20 protein-coding genes are annotated in these 21,830 nt (G+C 37.2%); 9 read left to right on the forward strand and 11 right to left on the reverse strand.

Annotation, left to right across the window (positions count from 1 at the left end; translation table 11 throughout):
• Positions 1 to 242: 242 nt before the first annotated feature.
• From EGI24_RS02265 to EGI24_RS02280, 4 genes are all read left to right on the forward strand, one after another.
• On the forward strand, positions 243 to 1,742 hold the full coding sequence (locus tag EGI24_RS02265) for a mandelate racemase/muconate lactonizing enzyme family protein (RefSeq protein WP_255046626.1): 1,500 nt from the start codon (positions 243 to 245) through the stop codon (positions 1,740 to 1,742).
• A 65-nt stretch (positions 1,743 to 1,807) separates the two neighbouring features.
• Complete coding sequence (locus EGI24_RS02270) at positions 1,808 to 2,731, forward strand: bile acid:sodium symporter family protein (RefSeq protein WP_255046627.1); 924 nt, start codon at positions 1,808 to 1,810, stop codon at positions 2,729 to 2,731.
• Positions 2,732 to 2,744: 13 nt separating this feature from the next.
• Positions 2,745 to 3,689: an RraA family protein gene (locus tag EGI24_RS02275; RefSeq protein ID WP_255046629.1), complete on the forward strand. Its 945-nt coding sequence runs from the start codon at positions 2,745 to 2,747 to the stop codon at positions 3,687 to 3,689.
• A 56-nt stretch (positions 3,690 to 3,745) separates the two neighbouring features.
• Entirely contained in the window at positions 3,746 to 5,020 is a 1,275-nt protein-coding gene (locus EGI24_RS02280; RefSeq protein ID WP_255046630.1) for a mandelate racemase/muconate lactonizing enzyme family protein, read from the forward strand.
• An 89-nt stretch (positions 5,021 to 5,109) separates the two neighbouring features.
• Here EGI24_RS02280 and EGI24_RS02285 read toward each other — a convergent pair whose 3' ends face one another.
• From EGI24_RS02285 to nudK, 6 genes are all read right to left on the reverse strand, one after another.
• Entirely contained in the window at positions 5,110 to 8,394 is a 3,285-nt protein-coding gene (locus tag EGI24_RS02285; protein WP_255046631.1) for a DEAD/DEAH box helicase, read from the reverse strand.
• Between the two features lie 310 nt (positions 8,395 to 8,704).
• Positions 8,705 to 9,094, reverse strand: a complete 390-nt coding sequence (locus EGI24_RS02290; RefSeq protein ID WP_255046632.1) for a GxxExxY protein — start codon at positions 9,092 to 9,094, stop codon at positions 8,705 to 8,707.
• Positions 9,095 to 9,198: 104 nt separating this feature from the next.
• On the reverse strand, positions 9,199 to 9,699 hold the full coding sequence (locus EGI24_RS02295) for a phosphoglycerate mutase family protein (RefSeq protein WP_255046633.1): 501 nt from the start codon (positions 9,697 to 9,699) through the stop codon (positions 9,199 to 9,201).
• Positions 9,677 to 10,606, reverse strand: coding sequence for a hydroxypyruvate isomerase family protein (locus tag EGI24_RS02300; RefSeq protein ID WP_255046634.1), 930 nt, complete (start codon positions 10,604 to 10,606; stop codon positions 9,677 to 9,679). The genes EGI24_RS02295 and EGI24_RS02300 overlap by 23 nt, the downstream gene beginning before the upstream one ends.
• A 161-nt stretch (positions 10,607 to 10,767) precedes the next feature.
• A complete protein-coding gene (locus tag EGI24_RS02305) occupies positions 10,768 to 11,136 on the reverse strand; it encodes a Rid family detoxifying hydrolase (protein WP_255046637.1) in 369 nt (122 codons plus the stop codon).
• A 257-nt stretch (positions 11,137 to 11,393) separates the two neighbouring features.
• Positions 11,394 to 11,960 (reverse strand): GDP-mannose pyrophosphatase NudK, encoded by a 567-nt coding sequence (gene nudK / locus EGI24_RS02310; protein WP_255046638.1) that lies wholly within the window; start codon positions 11,958 to 11,960, stop codon positions 11,394 to 11,396.
• Between the two features lie 53 nt (positions 11,961 to 12,013).
• Between nudK and EGI24_RS02315 the strand changes: the two genes are divergently transcribed.
• Positions 12,014 to 12,757: a DeoR/GlpR family DNA-binding transcription regulator gene (locus EGI24_RS02315; protein ID WP_255046639.1), complete on the forward strand. Its 744-nt coding sequence runs from the start codon at positions 12,014 to 12,016 to the stop codon at positions 12,755 to 12,757.
• 21 nt (positions 12,758 to 12,778) lie between these two features.
• Here EGI24_RS02315 and EGI24_RS02320 read toward each other — a convergent pair whose 3' ends face one another.
• On the reverse strand, positions 12,779 to 13,027 hold the full coding sequence (locus EGI24_RS02320; protein ID WP_255046640.1) for a hypothetical protein: 249 nt from the start codon (positions 13,025 to 13,027) through the stop codon (positions 12,779 to 12,781).
• A gap of 180 nt (positions 13,028 to 13,207) precedes the next feature.
• On the opposite strand from EGI24_RS02320, the gene EGI24_RS02325 reads away from it, so the two are divergent.
• On the forward strand, positions 13,208 to 13,780 hold the full coding sequence (locus EGI24_RS02325) for a DUF2911 domain-containing protein (protein WP_255046641.1): 573 nt from the start codon (positions 13,208 to 13,210) through the stop codon (positions 13,778 to 13,780).
• 88 nt (positions 13,781 to 13,868) lie between these two features.
• On the opposite strand, the gene EGI24_RS02330 is transcribed toward EGI24_RS02325, so the two are convergent.
• Entirely contained in the window at positions 13,869 to 14,786 is a 918-nt protein-coding gene (locus tag EGI24_RS02330) for a sugar phosphate isomerase/epimerase (RefSeq protein WP_255046642.1), read from the reverse strand.
• Between the two features lie 20 nt (positions 14,787 to 14,806).
• Positions 14,807 to 16,129: a M24 family metallopeptidase gene (locus EGI24_RS02335; RefSeq protein WP_255046644.1), complete on the reverse strand. Its 1,323-nt coding sequence runs from the start codon at positions 16,127 to 16,129 to the stop codon at positions 14,807 to 14,809.
• A gap of 76 nt (positions 16,130 to 16,205) precedes the next feature.
• Here EGI24_RS02335 and EGI24_RS02340 point away from each other — a divergent pair, with 76 nt between their 5' ends.
• Entirely contained in the window at positions 16,206 to 17,123 is a 918-nt protein-coding gene (locus tag EGI24_RS02340) for an MBL fold metallo-hydrolase (protein WP_255046645.1), read from the forward strand.
• Between the two features lie 47 nt (positions 17,124 to 17,170).
• Entirely contained in the window at positions 17,171 to 18,346 is a 1,176-nt protein-coding gene (locus EGI24_RS02345) for an acyltransferase family protein (protein ID WP_255046646.1), read from the forward strand.
• Positions 18,347 to 18,508: 162 nt separating this feature from the next.
• Here the strand turns inward: EGI24_RS02345 and EGI24_RS02350 are convergent, their stop codons facing one another.
• The gene (locus tag EGI24_RS02350) at positions 18,509 to 19,198 is read right to left on the reverse strand and encodes an NrtR DNA-binding winged helix domain-containing protein (RefSeq protein ID WP_255046647.1); all 690 of its coding nucleotides are present in this window, start codon (positions 19,196 to 19,198) and stop codon (positions 18,509 to 18,511) included.
• Between the two features lie 102 nt (positions 19,199 to 19,300).
• Between EGI24_RS02350 and EGI24_RS02355 the strand changes: the two genes are divergently transcribed.
• Positions 19,301 to 20,935 carry a carboxylesterase/lipase family protein gene (locus tag EGI24_RS02355; RefSeq protein WP_255046648.1) on the forward strand — a complete coding sequence of 545 codons (1,635 nt, stop codon included), beginning with the start codon at positions 19,301 to 19,303 and terminating at the stop codon, positions 20,933 to 20,935.
• Between the two features lie 99 nt (positions 20,936 to 21,034).
• On the opposite strand, the gene EGI24_RS02360 is transcribed toward EGI24_RS02355, so the two are convergent.
• A complete protein-coding gene (locus tag EGI24_RS02360) occupies positions 21,035 to 21,811 on the reverse strand; it encodes an SUMF1/EgtB/PvdO family nonheme iron enzyme (RefSeq protein ID WP_255046649.1) in 777 nt (258 codons plus the stop codon).
• Positions 21,812 to 21,830 lie beyond the last annotated feature (19 nt).

Consider the following 21,830-nt stretch of genomic DNA (forward strand, 5'->3'; position numbering starts at 1 on the left):
CTAAACACATAGGCACATAGAACACTTAGTTTACAAGTTCATTTTTTTTTAGTAATTTAAAAAAAAGACGAAGCATAGCCTATAACTCTGTGGAACTCATACGACAGAGTAATTTATGAAAACTCTGAGTAACACTGTGTCTAAAAAATGGTTCTAATGGAAATAACTTATTGAACTGGTTTGAAAGAAAGTAGTTCAAGAGCAAAGTATAAACAAGATATTCAACCAAAATTATAAATAACATGAAAAAGAATTTTTTAGACAGATTTAAATTTAATGGCCAAATTCCAGAAGGTCCAAAAGAAATAGAAATCGAACAACCAATTCATCAAAATACTGAAAGTAAAGGAGACAATAGGAGGGATTTTATTAGAAAATCTGCTCTTGGAGGACTTTCACTTGGATTGATGTTTGATGGAAATCCTGCCAAAGAAATAGAGTTTTTAACCCAAAAAGTAAATCGCTCTAGTAATCCTTCGGATTTAAAAATTACCGATGTAAGAATCGCTGTCATTACAAAAGCACCCATGACTTGCCCTATCATAAGAATCGATACCAACCAGGGGATTTCTGGATATGGAGAGATACGGGACGGAGCAAGTGCCAAATACGGCTTGTTCTTGAAAAGTCGGTTATTAGGTAAAAATCCATGTACACCTGAAATGCTTTTCAAGGAAATTAAGCAATTTGGTAACCATGGTCGAGCAGCAGGAGGCGTTTGTGGGGTTGAAATGGCCTTGATGGATCTCGCAGGAAAAGCATATGGTGTGCCAGCCTATCAGATGCTGGGCGGTAAATATCGCGATCATATCCGTATTTATGGAGATACGCCTACCTTGCCAGATCCCGTCGCATTTGCCCAAAAAATGAACGAAAGGAAAAAACTCGGACTTACATTTTTGAAAATGGATTTTGGGGTAGAAATGCTCAAAAGTCACCCTGGAACTGTGGTGGGCGGACTAAATACGGATTACACAAGACAGTGGGGTACTGCTGGACCACAAAAAGGAAATGCACGCGGTTATTCGCAAACCAAACACCCATTCACTGGCATTCAGCTTACGGATAAGGGCATAGAAATCATGGCCAATTTCGTGGATGAAACACGAAAAGTGGTTGGTTATGATATTCCCTTAGCAGCCGACCATTTTGGGCATTTTGGTGTAAATACAGCCATAAGATTGGGCAAGGCTTTGGAAAAATTTCAATTAGCCTGGTTGGAAGACATGGTGCCGTGGTTCTACACCGACCAATGGAAACAAATTTCGGATGCCATTGAAACGCCAACACTAACTGGTGAGGATATTTATTTGAAAGAAGAATTTATAAAACTCATCGACAACAAAGCTGTTGATATGATTCAACCGGATTTGGCGAGCTCGGGTGGCCTAATAGAAACCAAAAAAATTGGTGACTACGCCGAGGAGCGAGGCATTCCAATGGCCATGCACTTTGCGGGTACGCCAGTTTGTTTTATGGCAAATATCCATTGTGCAGCAGCCACAGAAAATTTTGTGGCTTTGGAACACCACAGTTTCGATGTGCCTTGGTGGGAAGATTTAGTGACTGGAATTGACAAGCCTATTTACAAAGATGGATTTGTGAAAGTGCCGGAAACGCCAGGATTGGGTATAGAAATGAACGAAAAAGTTGCCAAAGAGCATTTGGCCACTGGTGAACTTTATTTTGCACCCACTACTGAGTGGGATAAGGTGGATAGTTGGGATCGAACTTGGAGTTAATTTTTTGAAAAACGGCAAATTATCTGTAGTTTTCTGTTTAAATATTCTAATTTATACCTCCTTAAATGAAAAAATACATTTACCCTTTTTCAATTATTCTGATTGTAATTATTGCCTATAACTTTCCAAGTTATTTCATAGAAATAAATGGCGTTAAATTCAGCAAGTTTATTATTCCGATTCTTCAAGTTATTATGCTGGGCATGGGTTCTACCATTACAGAGGAGGACTTTATGGCTATCGTAAAAACGCCAAAGTTGGTTTTAATTGGTTTGGTAGCTCAGTTTATGATTATGCCTTTGTTGGGTTTTGGACTGACCAAATTATTTGATTTCCCTCCAGAGATAGCCGCTGGAGTGGTTTTAATTGGTTGTAGCCCAAGTGGCTTGGCTTCTAATGTGATGGCTATGTTAGCAAAAGCAAATTTGGCACTTTCCATATGTATAACCACTATGGCAACACTTTTGGCACCTATACTTACACCACTATTGATGAAAACTCTTGGAGGAGAACTTATCGAAATAAAGTTCTTAAGTATGGTTTGGGATATGACAAAAATTGTAATATTACCTGTCGTTTTGGGTGTATTGGCAAATAGGTTCTTTCCTCTTTTAATGGCCAAAATAAAAAATATATTACCATATTTCTCCATGGTGGGCATAGGTTTTATTATCATTATAGTCACTGCAAGTGGACAAAAATCACTTGAAACAGTGGGTGGATTATTGCTACTGGCGGTATTTATTCACAATGTAGGAGGTTATCTATTAGGTTATTTTTCTGCGAAAATGCTAAAACTTAAAGAAAAAGATGCAAGAGCAATTGCTCTTGAGGTAGGTATGCAAAACGGCGGATTGGCATCAGCACTGGCCAACGAAATGGGCAAACTCGCAACTGTTGGCCTAGCATCAGCCATTTTCGGGCCAATGATGAACATATCTGGCTCACTGCTGGCTAGTTGGTGGGGTAATAAAAAAACTGAAGATTAACAGAAAACAAAAAATGAAAAACAAAATTTTGCTTTTTACACTACTGACTTTTGTATCTTTTGTGGGTTTTTCCCAGCAGATTTCAAAAGAATATATGCTTCATCTTACCAGAGAATGGAAGGGTGAGCGTTTTCCTGACGGCCGTCCTAAAGTGTCAGATGCACTTTTACAAAGATTAAAAAAATCGACACTCGAAGAGGTTTGGGCGGTATTGCGTAATAAAAACTATAAGCACCAATATGAAGGCAATTGGTTGACCATAAACCCTGACTCTGTGTTGGTTGGACGAGCAGTTACAGCCACATTTACACCTGGTAGACCTGATATTCAAACAGCAATTGACGACAAAGGCCATGAGAAAGACGGAAGGGTGAAATCTCAAAATGCTTGGCCAATTGACCTTTTGGTTAAAGGAGATGTTTACGTGGCTGACCAATTCAATGCCTACGAAGATGGCCCAACTATAGGTGATAATTTGGGGAACTCAATTTATGCCAAAACAGGAAATGGCATTGTGTACAACGGAGCAGTGAGGGACATTAATGGATTAAAAGAGATTGGAGGTTTTACCTCATTTTTTAAGTCTTATCATCCTTCGCACCACCTTAACAATGCAGCAACATCTTTAAATACCACCTTAATTGGTATAAATACGCCAACCAGAATCGGAGATGCCACAGTGATGCCAGGTGATGTAGTCTTTGGTAGAGACGGTGGTGTTCTATTTATTCCACCGCATTTGGTAGAAGAATGTGTGAAAGTTTCTGAAGTCGTTAGATTAAGAGATATGTTTGGTCATCAACGGCTTAGAGAGCAAAAATATACCCCTGGCCAAATAGACACCCGTTGGTCAGATGAAATTGAAAAGGATTTCTCGAAATGGCTAAACGATAACAAGACAAAGTTGCCAGTGCCAATGGAACAAATCCAAGAAATGCTAAAAGGCAGGACTTGGTAGTTTCGGAATTTATTTAGTTCTCAAAACTCATTTATTCAACCAAAAAAAATATTAAAATGTCATCAAGAAGAAATTTTCTTTCCAAAGCTGCTTTGACATCAGTTTTGGCAGTAAGTCCATTGTTAAACTTTGGCCGAGAATATGAGGTTGCGGTAGATAAAACACCCAAAAGCTCGGCTCCATCTGATCTTAAAATTACAGATATTAAATGTGGATACATCAGAAATGGCCACAGTCTTTTCGTGAAAATATACACCAATCAAGACATAGTAGGCCATGGCGAAGGCGTGGATGCCACTCCAGGGACATATCATTTGGTGAAAATGTTTGGGCAAAGGATAAAAGGTAAAAGTCCGCTCAATGTTCATAGACTTTTTGAAGATATTCGAAAGTCAGGCTTCTTTGAAGGTGCTCAATCTGGTATGTATGTTGCGGTATTGACTGCTGTAGAAACCGCTCTTTGGGATATCGCTGGCAAAGCCTTGGGGGTTCCAGTTTACCAACTTTTAGGCGGTAAATTTCGCGACACTATCAGGTTATATATGGATACAGCTTTGTATCAAAACAGACTCCCAAAACCTTCGGATTTTGCAGAATCGGCACTAGAAGCTGTGAAAATGGGTTTTAACGCTGTGAAATTTGACCTTGACCAAGCCAATGACCCCAACAAATATGACAAATATAACTGGACAGCTAGTCCAGCCGAACTCCAACGTATGTATGACCAAATGGCAGCTGCAAGAGCCGCAGTTGGTCCAAACGTAGATATATGTGCCGACATGCATGGCCGTTATGACGCCATTACGGGGGAGAAAATCGCCAAAATGCTTGAACCCCTTAATCTCATGTGGCTAGAGGAACCCATTCCAGCGGAAAACGCCGATGCCTATAAAAAAATAACCAGTTCGACTTCTACACCAATTTGTGCTGGAGAGAATCATTATTTGGCTTATGGATTTAGGCCTTTGTTGGAATCGGGTGCTGTTGATATTATCATGCCGGATTTGCAAAAAGCCGGAGGATTGGGCGAGGGACAAAGAATTGCTAATTTGGCCAACTTGTATTATGTACCGTTCGCTCCACACATGGTAGCATCATATTTGGGTGCAATGGCTTCAGCCCATGTTTGTGCTTCGGTGCCAAACTTCATGATTTTGGAGTGGCAAATTTACTTTCATAAAGACCCAATGTTTAAGGAAATCGTGAATTATGACCCATCGATGATTAAAAATGGACAAATAACGCTCTCAGAAAGACCTGGAATTGGAGTTGAAATTAACGAAGAAGCTATGCGTAAATATGCTCCAGTTGGGGTGCCGTTTTTTGAGTAAGTTAGTCTAAATTTTTATATTGTTGCGGGAAATAAGTAAAAGGTTTCGGAGTTTTGTAATTCTTACTTTTTACTTATTTCTTTTTAAGTTCACCTTCCCAAAACCTCCAACAATTCCTTACGATTAAAGGCTTTAAAAATATCAGCTTCTGTATTTACTAATTTGCCTGCCAATTCTTTTTTGGAGGCTTGAAGTTTGAGCATTTTGTCCTCAATGGTGTTGGGGCAAATGAGTCTCACAGCTATCACCTTATTTTTCTGTCCGATTCTATAAACACGGTCAATGGCTTGGTTTTCAACTGCTGGATTCCACCATGGATCTACCAAATACACATAGTCTGCTTCGGTGAGATTCAGTCCAACTCCACCTGCTTTCAGGCTTATTAAAAAGACGCTTACTTCTAGATTTTCTTGAAAGTTTTTGATTTTTTCTGCTCGGTTTTTGGTTTGACCAGTTAGGTATTCGAAATTGATGTTTCGTTCTAATAAGGCCTTTTTTATCAAATCCAACATTCCCACAAACTGTGAGAAAATCAAAACTTTATGATCAGCAATCTGACCTTCCAATTGCTCTAAAAGAACCTCGATTTTCGCAGAAACTTCGTTTGGATATTCGTCATCGGGTAGGAGTGAAGGTGAGTCACAGATTTGACGGAGTTTAGTAAGTCCTGTCAAAACATGCATCGGGCTGATTTCTTCATCCGTTTTGTGTTGCAAATAATCTCGAAGTTCGGCCTCATGCGTATCATAAATCGCTCTTTGGTCTATGCCCATTTCGCAGTAAATCAACATTTCTGTTTTTGAAGGTAATTCTTCAATCACTTGTTTTTTGGTTCTCCTGAGTATAAAAGGACTTATTTTCTTGCGTAATTCTTCTGCTCGCCGACTTTCTTTAAATTTATCTATCGGCTCAGCATAAATGTCTTTAAAATAGGCTTTACTTCCTAACAAATCTGGACAAGCGAAAGACAATTGGCCATACAAATCGTAGGTGTTATTCTCAATTGGCGTTCCGGTTAAAACAATTTTGTTTCGAGAGAGCAACATTCTAGCCGCTCGGTATCGCTGCGATTCTGGGTTTTTGATGGCTTGTGATTCATCTAAAATGATATAGTTGAACGTAATGTTTTTTAGAAAATGTAAGTCAGAAAGAAGCGTGCCATAAGTGGTTAGAATTACATCAAAACCTTTGATTTCTTCTTTTGAATTTAATTTTGAATTCCCATAATGAGAGGCAATATTCAAGCTAGGTGCAAATTTACTGAACTCATCCAACCAATTGAACATCAGAGAAGTTGGAACAATAATCAAACTTTGTTGCTCTGGATGTTTTTGTTTTTGAATCAAAAGAAAAGCTATAATTTGGATAGTTTTCCCTAATCCCATGTCATCGGCAAGACAAGCTCCAAAATTAAATCCGTCAAGGAAATTCAACCAATTGAGTCCATGTTTTTGGTAATCTCGCAATGTTGCGTTTAAATCTCTTGGAACTTCAACATTTTCAATCGTATCAAAATGCTCAAATTTTGATTTTAGATAGCTTACTTCGGCCCAAGTTTCTTTGCTTATGACCTCTTCTTCATACAATTCCAAAATATCTAAAAATCTAGATTTTGGCGTTCGAATCAATGCTCCTTCCAGTTTCCCCGCTTTGAAATAATTGGAAAACTTCTTTATCCATTCTTCAGGAATCAAGCCCAAAGTGCCGTCATCCAATTCCACAAATTTTGATTTATTCCTTAGCGATTTGTGCAAAACTTTTAGAGGCACATCTTTTTTGCCGAATTTTAGATTTACTTTGGTATCAAACCAATCAATTCCAGAGGCAACACTGATTTCTACTGAGGCTTTGTAAGGACTCAACTTATTATTGGTCAAAGAATTAAAACCTAGAACTTTTACATTGTTTTCTCTTAGAATTTCAAAGAAATCTAGAAACCAATTGTCGTCCAGAAACTTTTGTTTATGCAAATAGAAATAATTTCCATTGACCAATTGGTCTGCAAATTCTGGATGCAATCGAGAAATCAAAGCCGTAAAATTCAATTCTGCCGCATCATCTCGTTCCACCGAGAAGTGGTTTCCATTGGGGTCTACATCAATTAATTGTTTTTTAGAATGAACCGCCACCTCCAGAGCACCATATTTCAATACTGGCGTGATGTTAATAAAATTCTTTTCGTCGGTTAGGTAAATGAGTTTTTCTACTTCATAACTACTTTCCCATTCTGACGATTTTCCTTCTTTTTTCTTTTTGATAAAGGCATATTCAATACTCACTTTGTCCGACATGGAATCGAGAATTTCTTTTCTGAAAACCTCAAATTTTGAAGGGTAAATAAGCATAATTGCCCGTTTTTCTGTAAAATATTTAATGATTGGCAACATTTCAGCGTCAGAAATAAAAACCAATCTTTCGCCAATTTGAAAGAAACAATTGAATCTGATTTTCAAATCTTGGAGTGCATATATATGCTCATTGATAGTTACGCTTGTGGTTACCTCATAAAAAGGCTCTTTCAAATTCACTTTAATATTTAAGCCCAAAGAAGCATTTTCAAGTTTAATCGGAATAAGATTGTTTGCTGAAATGCTATCGTTTTCAGATATATAAAAATTAAGAGAAAGAGGGTTCTTAACAATAAAATTAATCGCCTGATTATCATTCCATTCGGTGTTTTTTTGCACTTTTGCTATTGCTGTAAAAAAACGAATAACTTCAGGTTTTTCATAATTCCAAACTTCATTTAGCGGGTCAATTTGGGTAAAAGGAGATTTGATTTTACCGTTTTTTCCAAATGCGGCATCGTAAAGTTCGAGGGAATAAGTTTCTTGAAATTTATTTCTTCTAAAAACTAGGATTTGCTGTGTTGATTCACTCTTTTCTGTTTCAGAAGAATCACTGTTTTTTGTAAATAATTTACTTTTTAGAAAAGAAGTAGATTTTTCATCCACCGGAATCAGCTCGGGGTTTATCGGAACCACAGAAGTCTGTTTAGCATCATATTTTAATCCAAAATATTTCTCCAAATCTTCTTCATCGGCCATTCCGTAGGCTTCAGCTGCTTTTTTTATTTTTTCATGACGAAGTTTTTTGTCGAAAAATTCTTTTAGGTCGGGTTTAGTAATGAGTGTTTGCAAAACCAAAGTTTGGTGTTCGCATAGGGTACTTTTAACGGCACTACATCCACAAGTCAGCACTAAATCAGATTCAATCTGACTTACCGCAACATCAGGCAGGTTTTTACTTTGGCTATTCAAAGCAAAGAGGGCATTATCTATTTCAATGTTGAGTGGCTGCACATCTACATTTTTGAGTCCCAAACTTATCTCCACACCATAGCGAAAAGTGTCGGCGTAGGTTAGTGATGACACTTGGTGGTTTTTTAGGATGTAAGTTTGGGGGTGCATTTGTCAGAATAAGTTCCGATAACTATCGGAATTTAGGATTAGATGATTTTAAGATATTTTCTTAATAATTTTTTTTTTTTTTTTATTTCTATTAATGATCATTCAATCCTTAAATCATATGAAACCTAATTCAGACACTCTCATTTCAATTGTCAGAATTAGGATTTGTTGGATTAGCGGATTTTAAGATTTTATACCATTGAATACTTTCTTATTCTTTTTTTCAAATAGCCAATAACTAATCCTGAAATCTTAAGAATCCTAATCAAGACAATTATTCCCTCTTGTTCTCAGGATGATTAACATTGTAAACTCTCTTAAAATCTAAGCTTTTAGCTCCAAAATTTATCAATAATCCAATTGGTAAATTGTAAGCTTGGCAATAATTCATTGCTTGAGCTAGATGTACGGCATCCAGTTGGATTATTGCCTTAATCTCCACCATTATGCATCCTTCAACAAAGAAATCTACCCTTCTGCTACCAATATCATGACCATCATAGTAAATATTCATCGTCATTTCCCTCTGAAAAACTAGGCCTTGTTTTGTCATTTCGATGTCTAAAGCTCTCTGGTAAATCACTTCCTGAAAACCATTTCCAAGTTCACTATGTACAGCCATAGCACAGCCTGTAATCTTATGCGTTATCTCTTTGTGTTTCATTAGAATAAAAATGTAAATCTGAATAAAAAATGCACCTTTCAAATACTTGTCAAGGCTGAATCTTAAAATCTTTTAATCCTAAGAATCCTAATTCCGACGTTTTTTTAGAATTCCTCCACCTTCACCTTCGGCTTCCCAAATTTCCCCCTTTTAACCAAGTACAAATTAGAATATTCGCCGTCTTCTAGGTCTTTTTTAAGGAATTCTTTCTCGGCTAATCCATTGATAATATGTCGGATTGTATTGCTATGGCCTACCACCAAAGTATTTTGCTTTGATTTTTTCAAGGATTCTATCAAAGCCGATTGGTTTTTAGGCTCGTAAATTTCTATTTCAAGCATTTTGGCTTCGGACAATGGCTTTGCAGTGCTGGTGGTTCTAACGGTTTTGGTGGAATAAACTTTCTCAATTCCTTTATTTGACAATATACCTTTAAGTCTTTCAGCTCGCTGACTACCAGCTTCGGTAAGCAATGGGTCCTCTTTTGGTGTAGCAGACTTTTCTGCATGCCTGACTATATAAAAACTTGTGGTACAGGAGCTTAATGCCCATACCACAAGAATTGCTATCCATGTATTTTTCTTAGAAATTATCAGATTGTACATAGGCTTTTATAAGTTTTTGCTCACCTTCTTTGCCTGGAAACATATTGCCATGCTCCATACCCATTATAAACTCTTGCTTATTGGCTTTGGCTTTATCATGGATATGTTTGAAAAGGAAATTGTAATTGATTTCGCCCGTGGTTGGTTCTTTTCTACCCGGTTCGTCACCGATTTGGAAATAAGCAATTTCGTCCCAAACTAAATCCATGTTTCTGGTCATTTCGCCTTCGTTGCGTTGCATGTGCCACATGTCAAATAGTATTTTGCATGAAGGACTATTGACGGCCTTGCAAATCAAATAGCTTTGATCAGAATTTTGCAAAAACAAGTCTGGCGTATCGCTCAATGGCTCCATAACCATTACCAATCCGTGTGGTTCAAATATGTCGCAGGCCCTTCTGTATGCATCTATTACGTTGGCTGTTTGGATTCCCATCGGCAGTTTTCTTTCAAAAAAACCAGGTACTACGGTCATGTACTTAGCATTGCATCGTTTGGCTGTTTCTACGGATTCGCGACAAGTTTTTAAGAAATTTTCTAAGAACTCAGGCTTTCCAGAGGCCAAAGATATTTTCCAGTTTTCTCCACCATCTATCACAAAAACACCCATTTTCATGCCCAGCTTGTTGAGCGTTTCGCCTATTTTCTTTTGCGTTTCAACGGGTCTTTTGAGCATTCCGTTGTCTTCCAAAGCCATAAATCCATTGTCGGCCATAAATTGAAGTTGATCGAATAAATCTTCTCCAGCGGAATGCTTAAACATCCCAAAATGCGGTGCATAAAGCATTTTGAAATTGTTTTTTTCAATTTTGGGTTGGTGAGCAAAAACACTTTGAGTTAAACCACCCAAGCTTAAAATTGAGGCAGTTCCAATGCTTTTTTTGATAAATTCTCTTCTGTTATTCATTTTTTAAAGGTTGATTATAAGATAGATGTAAAATTTCTTGATTTTTTTATTTGAAAATTATATTTTTTCTTGAATTTGTCATAGTTTTGTAACGCTATTTAACCTTAATAAACAATCAATCTTGACCTTAAACATAGCCTCCTGAGCCATCGGGAGGTTTTTTATTTTACAGCAATTACTGATATTTCCACGTTAACATCTTTGGGCAATTTGGCCACTTGCACAGTTTCTCTTGCAGGAGGATTTTCTGGATAAAAGCTGCCATAAACTTCATTTACAACAGCAAAATCATCCATGTTTTTTAGAAAAATACTCGATTTTACGACGTTGGTATAGTCCATTTCAGCTTCAGCTAAAATATGACCCAGATTTTCCATAATTCGCTGTGTTTCGGCTTTGATGTCGCCTAGCGGTGCCAAATCCAAGGCTATTTGCCCCGAAACATAAAGTGTATTTCCAGCTAAAACAGCCTGAGAGTAGGGACCAATTGCCGCAGGGGCTTTTTCTGTAAATATTATTTTTTTGCTCATTGATATTTTTTGAATAAAAGTAAAAATACGAGCAATTTTTGGGTTTGGAAATATTATAGGTGTTTTTTAGAATTATTGAGAATGAGAATAATAAAAATCTCATTTCATAGCTTTATTATTTCTCATTTCGAGGTTTTTGATTTCTAATTCCATTTTGAAATAGGTGAATTGTTTATATTTCTGATATACTTGACTATTCAAAACTTTTCATCTTTTATTAATTCATTAGCACATTGACAAATTAGCAAATTAACGAATTAAACCAAACCTTCAATAAAAGCATGTTGCAAAAGCATTATGGTTTTTGCATCTTTAATTTCTCCCGATTTTATCATTTTCATGGCTTCCACAAAATCAAGCTCTAGTACCTCAATGTTTTCATTATCTACCCCTCCACCATCATTTACTTTGTGGTCTTTTGAATATTCAGCTACAAAAAAGTAGAGAATTTCAGTCACTGAGCCTGGCGACATATACACTTCAAAGACTTTTTTTACATCAGTTACTTTGAAACCAGTTTCTTCTTCGGTTTCTCTTTTTATGCAATCTTCGGGGTTGTCTGCATCTAAAAGTCCAGCACAGGCTTCTATGAGCATACCGTCTGTATTGCCATTCAGGTAAGTGGGCATTCTAAATTGTTTGGTCAGAATCACTGTTTTTGTGGTAGAATTGTACAACAAAATCACAGCTCCATTTCCTCTGTCGTAGGCCTCTCTGCTTTGTGTCACCCATTCTCCAGATTTCATTTGGTGGTCAAAAGTCACTTTTCGAAGCGTGTACCAATTGTCAGAAAGCACTTCAGTTTTAATATTTTTAATATTCATTATGATTGTTTATGATTAAAAATGATTATTTTTGAACAAATATAGCATTAGAAATGAATTTTCAACTTAGAAAGCATAAAATTTTAGAGATTTTAGAAACAAAAGATTCAGCAGAGGTGCCAGAATTGGCTCTTGAATTGGGTATTTCTGAAATTACTGTCAGAAGAGATTTGAACATTTTGGCAAAAGAGAATTTATTGCTTCGTACACACGGAGGTGCTGTAAAAATTGGACTAACAAAAGTGGCATTTTCTCAAAAAACAGGAATCAATACTGAAGCCAAAGACGAAATATGCAAAAAAGCCGCAAGTCTTATTCAGGAAGGCGATGTGGTATTTTTGGACTGTGGAAGTACGGTATTCAGGATTTGCCAATATATTAAAAATAAAAAAATAAAGATCTTAACTAATTCATTACCAGTGTTGAACGAACTTTTAGGGTCGGAAGTGCATGTAAATTTTGCCGGTGGTGAAATAGATCCAGAAAGGCAAGCGGCTCACGGAAAAATTGCGACCGAACACATAGCTAGATATAAAGCCGACATAGCTTTCGTAGGAATCGACGGAATTTCGATAGCCAATGGCCTAAGTGCAAACTCTGAGAAGGAAGCCGAAATGACGCTTGCCATGGCCAATAATGCAAAAACGACCTACTTTTTGTGCGATTCCTCTAAATTTGAAAAGGATAAATATTTACCTTTTGCTAGAATAGATTTCGTGAAAAATATTATTACGGATTCGAAAGTCAAGGATGAAATATCCAATCAATATTCAAATATCGGCGTGAATTTTTTCTAAAATGATTGTTTTAAGGAATTACTATTTCTCCCTTTCAGTTATCATTTCTCTAATCTTCTTAACATTTTTTATGTTGGTCATCAATATGGGTAAAAAAGCCACTGGCAAAATGGTAAACACACTAAAACCTTGTTTAGTAAACAAGTAAATGCCCGCCAATACCATCATAATCATCATTCCAATCAATACTTTTAGGCTTATATTGAGAGCCTTCTCCTTTTTCTTTAGTCCTTCCAAGTCTAATTTTGCAAACTCCGTATTTTCTTTCATGGTGTTTTTAGGGTTATATTAATTCGAAGCACAAATTAATAAAAAAACGGCCATTAAAACTTCGACTATTATCAAATCTTTCTTTTGACCTGATTTTTATAAAAACTTCCTCAGATTGTCATTTGATTGACAAATTTATTCATCAAAATTTATCATATTTGATAAATTTAAAGCTGTAACATGAAAAAACACCTTATTCTTTTAGTTTGTTCGTTCGCATTTATTCTGAATACCCATGCCCAAAAATTCAGAGGTCTTGATAAAAGTCCTATGGACATGGCTTATTATCCTGATAATTTTGCTCATGACATCAAGTTTGCTCCCGAGAAAGTTGGTAAAGAAGCATTTGTAAGAGTTACCTATTCCCGTCCAGCCAAAAAAGACCGTGAAGTTTTCGGTGCAAAGTTGGTGCCTTATGACAAAGTTTGGCGTTTTGGTGCCAATGAAGCTACGGAAATCAAGTTCTTTAAAGATGTAAAACTAGATGGCAAAAAAGTTAAAGCTGGCGTATATAGTCTTTTTGCAATTCCAACAGCTGACGAATGGACTATAATTCTTAACACCGAAACGGATATTTGGGGCGATTATGACTACAAAGAATCCAAAGATGTTATGCGATTTAAAGTTAAAACCAGAACTTTGGCCGAAAGTCTAGAAAATCTTTCGATAATTTTCACCAAAAGTGAAACCAAAGGAGCTGATATGCACATTGGTTGGGATAAAACAGGTGTGACTATTCCAATAGAATTTTAAGATTTGTCACGAATGCACGAATTATAATGTTTGAATATCAATTGTTTGAATAAAATAATTCGTGCATTCGGGGCAATTATTAATTGTTTTAAATATATTTTCTCAGCAATTCTACACTTTTTCTAACCCCAGACTCAGCAGCTTCATTACCTTCAAATTCAATAGAAATATAGCCTTGGTAATTAACCTGGTTGAGGATTTTTACGATTCTCTCATAGTCCAAATCTAAACTGTACCAAACTCCGCCTCCGTAATAAGTTTTGGCTTGAACAAAGCAGGTATCTTTGGCTATCATTTCTAGTTTATCATAAGGATCTTCCAAGAAATTGCCGGTGTCCATCAACAATTGTAGCCAGGGTGAATTGATGGCCTTGTGAATTCTGATCATTCCTTGTGGGGTTGCAGCCAAGCCCCAATGATTTTCTAAAGCCAACAAAATACCTAATTCCTCGGCTTTTTTTACACATTGTGCGACACCATCAATACACCAAGCAAAGGCATCATCCTCGGTATAACCAGCTATGGCTGGCTCTATTCCACGGGCTTTCATGAAATCGTCAAATGATTTTATGGTATTCCATCGGCCAGTGTTTAGTCGCAAGCAAGGAATACCCATTTTGGCCGCTAATTCTATGCAATGGAGTGTATGGTCAATGTGTTTTTTTCGTTCGGCGGCATCAGGATAAACAAAACCTTGATGAATGGACAAGCAAGTAAGGGCTATTCCATTTTCGAAAGCATGACGTTTTAGTTTTTGGATATAAGCATTGTCTTCGCCTTCCATTTGTCGGTGCAAAATGTCAATGCCGTCTAAACCCATTCGAGCGGCATCGTCTATCACTTTTTCTATTGGAAACTTATCACCCTTGAAATGCCAATAGGAATAACTTGAAACACTGAGTTTAATTCGAGGCTTTAATTTGTTATCGGCTTGAATATTAGGCTTTGGTAAGACTATCGCTGCCGAACCAAGTCCAGCATTTTTAAGAAAATTTCTTCTTTCCATGGTTGAATATTTATTTAACTTTATCTCGGAATCATATAAATCTCTTTTTGTCTGCCGTCAATGTATCTGAAGTTGCCTTTTTCGTCAAAGAAACCATCTTCTTCTAACATTATCCTTACAGTCTTTTTCCAATCTGGAATTTGGACAGCCGCATTTAGTTCTATCGAATAAGCTGTATTTGGGTTTAGTGGATAATCTCCAGGTCCGATGGTTTTCCCTTGGTTATCCCACATGCCTATGGTTGGTCCAGCTGCATGCCCATGATTGCCGATAGGATGGGTGTAGATAGTGCCATTTATGCCTTCTTTTTTGGATTGTGCCAAAGCGTCAGCCAATATTTCATTTCCTGTTTTGCCAGCTTTGAAGTTATCGGTCAAACATTCTTGTAATCTGTTCCCTTGAGCAAATGCTTTTACCAAATAGTCAGGAATTTTATTTTCTCCGGGTTTGAGGATGTAAGCATGTTGCTGCTGGTCTGTGTTTAAGCGTAGATAGGTAATTCCAAAATCACAGTGGAGTAAATCGCCTGGCATAATAATTTGTTTCTCAGGTCTTTTGGAGAAAGTACGCAGATGATCAAAATTCTCTGGGTCATATCTTTGTACATCTACTGTCGGATGGAACCAAGTCTCTAAGCCCAAATCTGTGACTTTTTGTCTCATCCACCACACCACATCATCGGTGGTAGTTACTCCTGGTTGAATCACTTTGTCGGAAAATGCTTCTGCAATAATTTCATGAGAAATTTTACAAATCTGCTGATAAATCACCATTTCTCTTTCAGTGCGGGTTTCGAGCCAATTTACCGCTAGATCCGATGCTGAAACTATCTTTGGGTGAAATTCTTGAGGTAATTTTTTAAGAAATTCTGAATGTTCAGTAAAGGTCAAACCATCAGCATGAGCATAGTATTTCGAGAAATTTAGACCAATTTTCTTAGGATTTCGCTCTTTTATAAGTTTAATCAAAGCATCCCATTGGTCGGGGTTGGTATTTAAGTCCCACTCACCTTTTAATAAATTTCCAACATCATATCTTGCTATGGCTAAACGTTCTACGCCGTCTTTTTCGCCTTTGTCTGTGAAAACCATAATGGTTCTTCGGCGTGCAGAAAGCCAAACTGAAGGTAGCATCGTTTTCATGACAGGGTCTTCGTTGTATTCTCGCCCAATGATTACCCACATATCGATGCCTGCTTTTCGCATTAATTTGGGCAAAAGGTTGGTCATCCTGTCTTCCAGAATTTCGTCTATTACGACAGCCCTTTCTTTTTCTGAAAGGATTTTTTGAGAAAATGCAGGGATAAAAACAAATGAAAATAAGATAAATAGAATTCGTTTCATAGTTCGTTTGAAGGTTTCAACAATTTTAAGGTTTTTTTTTGAAAAATTGTTCTAATTTGACATTAAATTCTATCAGATGCGATTAATTCTGCTAATTATTGTATTTTCTTTTTTTGAGAGCCTAATGGTTTCTGCTCAAAAACCATATATTTTGATTTTGGGAACTGCTCAAGATGGCGGATTTCCACAAGCTGGATGTACGAAAGAATGCTGCCGGTCAGTTTGGGAAAATAAAATTCCGCACCAAGGGGTTTCATCACTTGCCCTGGTGGATCCCATATCTAATGAAAAATGGATTTTTGATGCCACGCCAGATTTTCCAGAGCAGCTTCATTTGCTTAATGACTATACAAAAAGTGCTACGCCATTAGATGGAATTTTCCTTACACACGCACACATAGGTCACTACACTGGTTTGATGCATTTAGGCCGAGAAGTGATGGGTAGTGGCAAAATGAAGGTTTTTGCAATGCCAAAAATGAAAGATTTTCTCGAAAATAATGGCCCATGGAGTCAGTTGGTAAAAATTCAGAATATTGAGATTCAGAGAATAGAAGAAGCTGAAGTTATAGTTTTGAACGAGCGAATAAAAGTGATGCCTTTCAGAGTGCCACACCGTGACGAATTTTCAGAAACAGTTGGTTATAAAATTATGACGAAAGATAAAAGTATGATTTTTATTCCAGATATAGACAAATGGCAAAAGTGGGATAAAAATTTAGTTGATGTGGTGAAAAAGCATGATGTCTTACTTTTGGATGGAACATTTTATAAAGATGGAGAGATAGCAAGACCAATGAGCGAAGTCCCTCATCCATTCATAACAGAAACCGTAGAATTGCTTTCAGATTTGCCCAAAAATGAGAAGAATAAGGTTAAATTCATTCATTTAAATCATACCAACCCCATTTTACAACCCAAATCAAAGGAAAGAATGGATCTAAGGATGAAAGGATTTGCTTGGGTAGAAACGGGTCAAAAAATAGAATTATAGCCGATTCGGTATTATTTTTACTAAATATTCAACCCTAAAAAACGAAAATGGAATTAAAACCTACCCAGCGTAACCATGCCATAGATATTTATCGAGGCTTCGTGATGTTTTTGATGATGGCCGAAATATTAGAATTTTCAAAAATCTCAAAAGTCATTCCTGAAAGTAAATTTTGGAGTTTTTTAGCTTTCCATCAATCACATGTGGAATGGGTGGGTTGTTCTTTGCATGACCTTATTCAACCATCTTTTACTTTTCTGGTGGGTGTAGCCTTGCCATTTTCCATTGCCAGTAGAATGTCCAAAGGGGCAGGTTTTAAATCGCTTTTGCTTCATACCATAAAACGGTCTTTGATTTTAATTCTCCTGGGTGTATTTCTGCGGTCAGTGGATAGAAACATGACCAATTGGACTTTTGAAGATACTTTGACCCAAATCGGTTTGGGTTATACTTTTTTATTTTTAATAGGTTTTTTGAAACCAAAATTTCAGTGGGCTACACTTATGGTAATTTTGGTAGGCTATTGGTTGGCATTTGCCCTTTATTCTGTTCCTCAGGTCGATTTCTATTTATTAGGTGAAAACGGAGAACAACAGCATTTTTTAGGTGGATTTGCGGCTCATTGGAACAAATTTACCAATTTAGCTGCAGCATTTGACTCCTGGTTTCTAAATCTTTTTCCAAGAGAAAAACCATTTTTATACAACAGGGGCGGCTATGTGACTTTGAGTTTCATTCCCACGCTTGGTACTATGATTTTAGGGCTTTTTGCAGGGAATATTTTAAAATCTGAGAAGTCCACTCAAGAAAAATTAAAAGAGTTTTTGATTTATGGCCTTTCGTTTTTGGTAATCGGCTTCTTGCTTAATCTTTCTGGAATTTGTCCAAACGTTAAACGTATTTGGACACCTACTTGGGTGCTTTTCAGCGGAGGTTGGTGTTTTTTGTTGCTTTCTTTGTTTTATTTTTTGGTCGAAATAAAAGGTAAAAATTCATGGTTCGAATTCCTTAAAATAATCGGTGTAAACTCTATTGCAGCTTATGTGATAGCTCATACTTTGGTGTATTTTATTGCGGATAATTTACCTGTACACTTGGGTAAAAACTATGCTCAGATATTTGGGGAGCATTACGAACATTTAGTTAGTGGGGCCTTAGCACTATTTCTGGAATGGTTGGTGCTTTGGTGGATGTATAAGAAGAAGATTTTTATCAAGATTTAGGTTTTGGTACAAGGATTTTTTGGATTTGATTCGCGATGTATTATTTTTAATTTGATATTGCGATTTATTATCATTTTAGTCTTGATTTTTTTTTAAAAATCTGTGTCTAATCCGTGTTATCTGTGTGCTATTTTTCCTTTCTTTTCGTAGAAAAATTAAAAATCATCTTTCAAAGCTATATAGAAAAGGAGCTTTATGTGCAGCACCTGAAAATTGCTTTTCATGTCGCTTGAGCAAATTCATGCCTAAAATTTTACGTTGAAAAGCACCTCTGTGAAGTTTTTCTCCTAAAATAGCCTCATAAACTTTTTGGAGATCCTTCATCGTAAACATCGTTGGTAACAGATTTACACCCATTAGTTTAGTTTCTAGATTGCTCCTGAGTGTTGCCAGGGCCTTTTCTAGTATCTCTTTATGGTCAAAAATTAGTTCGGGGAGATTGTCCAAATCATACCAATCGCAAGATTCAGAAATCGCATCTGGCCTGAGTTCTACGTCGTTGTAGTTAATTAGAGCATAGTAGGCAATTGAGATAAACCTGTCCAACATCCAGCGAGACTCATTTATTCCACCATTTGACTCCATGATGGCTCTCATAAATTCTGGTTTCGACCTCGAGACATTGCCGAAGGTATAAAATTGCTCCAAGAAGATATTGTCGAGTCCCGTTCTTTCTTTTAAACCTCGCCGCACAGCTGCGTTAAGGTCTTCCTCAAGGCCTACAAATCCCCCGGGAAGAGCGTAGTAATCGGTATTTTTGTATTTCATCACCAATATCTTAAGCTTTTCTCCTGAAAAACCAAATACTACAGAGTCGTAAGCAATATGTTTTAAAAATTCGTTAGGGTTCAAAATGAGTTTTGGGCTTTATATTTTCCAAAAATAAATAGGAAAATATTATAAAACTAATTAATATTGTCACAAATTGAGACAATAAATAACCTTTTTATAAAAATGAAAAAAATAATTGGCTTTTTTGCCATTCTAACCATGGCTGGTTTTGCTCTTCAGGCTCAGAACAAGAATGCCTTCAGTGTTCAAACAAAAATCGAAAACGGCACAATTGAAGGGAATTACGACACTAAAACGGGTATTCAAACCTATTTTGGCGTACCGTTTGCCGCTCCTCCCATAGGGGAATTACGTTGGAAAGCCCCACAGCCCGTAAAAAACTGGCTTGGAGTAAAAGAAACCAAAGCTTTTGGACCAAGACCGATGCAAACGGTGGTTTTTGGTGATATGAATTCTCGCTCAAATGGGGTAAGTGAGAATTGTCTTTACTTGAATATTTGGACACCATCCAAACGCAACACCAAAGATTTACCAGTTTTGTTGTATTTCTATGGTGGAGGAAATGTGGCTGGAGATGCATCAGAGCCACGTTATGATGGCGAAAGTATGGCTAAAAAAGGAATAGTAGTGATCACTTGTAACTACAGATTAAATGTTTTCGGGAATTTTGCTCATCCAGAATTAAGTGCTGAAACTTCTTACAAAGGATCAGGTAACTATGGTTTACTTGACCAAGTAGCAGCTATGAAATGGGTGCAAAAAAACATTGCGGCATTTGGCGGTGATCCCAAAAAGGTGACCATTGCTGGCGAGTCAGCGGGTTCTATTTCAGTGAGTTATCAAATGGCATCTCCATTGTCTAAGGGCTTAATAGCAGGAGCAATAGGGGAGAGTGGAGCGGGGATAAATCCTACTTTGTCTCCCGTAACACTTTCCGAAGCCGAGAAACAAGGTGCTGAATTTGCCAAAAATGCAGGTGTTCCGAGTTTAAAGCAACTGAGAGCATTGAGTACAAGGGAGGTTTATGAAATTTACAATGAGTCTAAAAGATTTGGTTTTCCAGTAGTTTTGGATGGGTATTTTTTGCCTAAAACTTTGCCAGAAATTTTCAATGCGAAACAACAAGCCCAAGTGCCATTGTTGTTGGGTTGGAATTCTGCCGAAATACCAGGTGGAGCGTTTATGTTTGGTTTGCCAAATACCCCTGAGAATTTTATAACAAGAGTAAAAAAAGAATATCCAGCTGATTTTGAGGAGGTTTTAAAATTGTATCCGCACAGCAATGAGCGAGAGGTAGAACTTTCAGCTACCGCTTTGGCTTCTGATAGGTTTATTTCATACAGTACTTGGAAATGGTTTGATTTGCACAGAAACAACAGTTCTGCTGCTGTTTATAGATATATGTTTAGTAAAATTCGCCCTGCATTCGTGGATAAGTCATTGGTAGCAGGTTTGGCTGGTGGTACATTGAAAAAAGATGGAGCTGCACCAAAAGCACCAGAACCAGTAGGTGCCTCGCACGCCAGCGAGATTGAATATTGCATGGGTAATTTGCACCTCGCAAAAGAATTCGACTGGACAGCTGATGACTACAAAACTTCAGAAACGATGTTGAATTATTTTGCAAATTTTGTAAAAACAGGAAATCCAAATGGCGAGAAATTGCCAGAATGGCAAGCTGCAAAGGCAGGGGATAAAACTCCTCCAGTGATGAACATCAACACCGATTCAAAACTTGAAAAAGCTTTGGAAGATGCTCGCTATGAGTTTTTGGACAGGGCTTATAAGAATAAGTGATTGAATAAATTATAATATGCAAAGGGGCTTCGATTTTTAAATTGAAGCCCTTTTTTTTTAGATCTATCAACCTATAACCAGTCAACCACTGCCCATCTCCTAAATATCCTTAACACACCTAAAGCCCACATGCATCAGAGAAGTTTCTTGGGTGGAAGATGAAATACCACCAACTTTGAAACCATGGCATACCTTTGGGTCGCAAAGGTAGGAACCACCTCTTTGAAACCATTCGGTAGGTTTGGCGGGATTTTCGTCGCTGCACCATTGCCAAACGTTACCGCCTAGGTCGCCTAGGCCAATCCTGTTAAGTCCAAAATATCCTACGGGCGAAGTGGTCAGAAAACCATCTTCTATGGTATTGTTAAATGGAAAGTTTCCTTGCCAAAAATTGGCTTTGAACTTGCCATTTTCAAAGAAATCGTCTCCCCAAGTATAGGGTTTTTCATAATCGGACTGACCATTTTTCTCTATGAATAAAAATTCTTCACTGCTGGGCAGTCGTTTTTTTGACCATTTGCAGTAGGCAACGGCATCGTTCCATGATACTTGTGTAACGGGATGATCTAAGGGTGCAGGAGCAGTATCTTTTCCAAGCGGATATTGCCAGTTGGCCCCTTTTTTTAATGTCCATTCGCCGGTTTGGAAGTCAAAATATCCAGCATCCCCAAATTCTTCTGCTTGGGTTTTGTATCCTGTTGTTTTTATAAATTCCGCAAACTGAGCCACCGTCACAGGATATTTACCAACCCAAAAGTCTTTGATATTTCCATCACCTTTTACCAAAACCATTCCGTCTTTTTCAACAATTTTTGGATCTGATTGGCATGAAATAAGTAAATATGAAAGGCAGACTAATGAAAAAAATCTGATCATTTTTATGTAAAATCTGGTT

Source organism: Lacihabitans sp. CS3-21 (assembly GCF_024343675.1).
Taxonomy (GTDB): Bacteria; Bacteroidota; Bacteroidia; order Cytophagales; family Spirosomataceae; genus Leadbetterella.

What these genes read in the sequence shown, in the direction of transcription:
- EGI24_RS02335 (WP_255046644.1), bottom strand. Translation starts at nt 16,129, where the DNA reads ATGAAACGAATTCTATTTATCTTATTTTCATTTGTTTTTATCCCTGCA.
- EGI24_RS02345 (WP_255046646.1), top strand. Translation starts at nt 17,171, where the DNA reads ATGGAATTAAAACCTACCCAGCGTAACCATGCCATAGATATTTATCGA.
- EGI24_RS02305 (WP_255046637.1), bottom strand. Translation starts at nt 11,136, where the DNA reads ATGAGCAAAAAAATAATATTTACAGAAAAAGCCCCTGCGGCAATTGGT.
- EGI24_RS02315 (WP_255046639.1), top strand. Translation starts at nt 12,014, where the DNA reads ATGAATTTTCAACTTAGAAAGCATAAAATTTTAGAGATTTTAGAAACA.
- EGI24_RS02290 (WP_255046632.1), bottom strand. Translation starts at nt 9,094, where the DNA reads ATGAAACACAAAGAGATAACGCATAAGATTACAGGCTGTGCTATGGCT.
- EGI24_RS02325 (WP_255046641.1), top strand. Translation starts at nt 13,208, where the DNA reads ATGAAAAAACACCTTATTCTTTTAGTTTGTTCGTTCGCATTTATTCTG.
- EGI24_RS02300 (WP_255046634.1), bottom strand. Translation starts at nt 10,606, where the DNA reads ATGAATAACAGAAGAGAATTTATCAAAAAAAGCATTGGAACTGCCTCA.
- EGI24_RS02320 (WP_255046640.1), bottom strand. Translation starts at nt 13,027, where the DNA reads ATGAAAGAAAATACGGAGTTTGCAAAATTAGACTTGGAAGGACTAAAG.
- EGI24_RS02355 (WP_255046648.1), top strand. Translation starts at nt 19,301, where the DNA reads ATGAAAAAAATAATTGGCTTTTTTGCCATTCTAACCATGGCTGGTTTT.
- EGI24_RS02295 (WP_255046633.1), bottom strand. Translation starts at nt 9,699, where the DNA reads ATGTACAATCTGATAATTTCTAAGAAAAATACATGGATAGCAATTCTT.
- EGI24_RS02265 (WP_255046626.1), top strand. Translation starts at nt 243, where the DNA reads ATGAAAAAGAATTTTTTAGACAGATTTAAATTTAATGGCCAAATTCCA.
- EGI24_RS02270 (WP_255046627.1), top strand. Translation starts at nt 1,808, where the DNA reads ATGAAAAAATACATTTACCCTTTTTCAATTATTCTGATTGTAATTATT.
- EGI24_RS02330 (WP_255046642.1), bottom strand. Translation starts at nt 14,786, where the DNA reads ATGGAAAGAAGAAATTTTCTTAAAAATGCTGGACTTGGTTCGGCAGCG.
- nudK (WP_255046638.1), bottom strand. Translation starts at nt 11,960, where the DNA reads ATGAATATTAAAAATATTAAAACTGAAGTGCTTTCTGACAATTGGTAC.
- EGI24_RS02280 (WP_255046630.1), top strand. Translation starts at nt 3,746, where the DNA reads ATGTCATCAAGAAGAAATTTTCTTTCCAAAGCTGCTTTGACATCAGTT.
- EGI24_RS02275 (WP_255046629.1), top strand. Translation starts at nt 2,745, where the DNA reads ATGAAAAACAAAATTTTGCTTTTTACACTACTGACTTTTGTATCTTTT.
- EGI24_RS02360 (WP_255046649.1), bottom strand. Translation starts at nt 21,811, where the DNA reads ATGATCAGATTTTTTTCATTAGTCTGCCTTTCATATTTACTTATTTCA.
- EGI24_RS02340 (WP_255046645.1), top strand. Translation starts at nt 16,206, where the DNA reads ATGCGATTAATTCTGCTAATTATTGTATTTTCTTTTTTTGAGAGCCTA.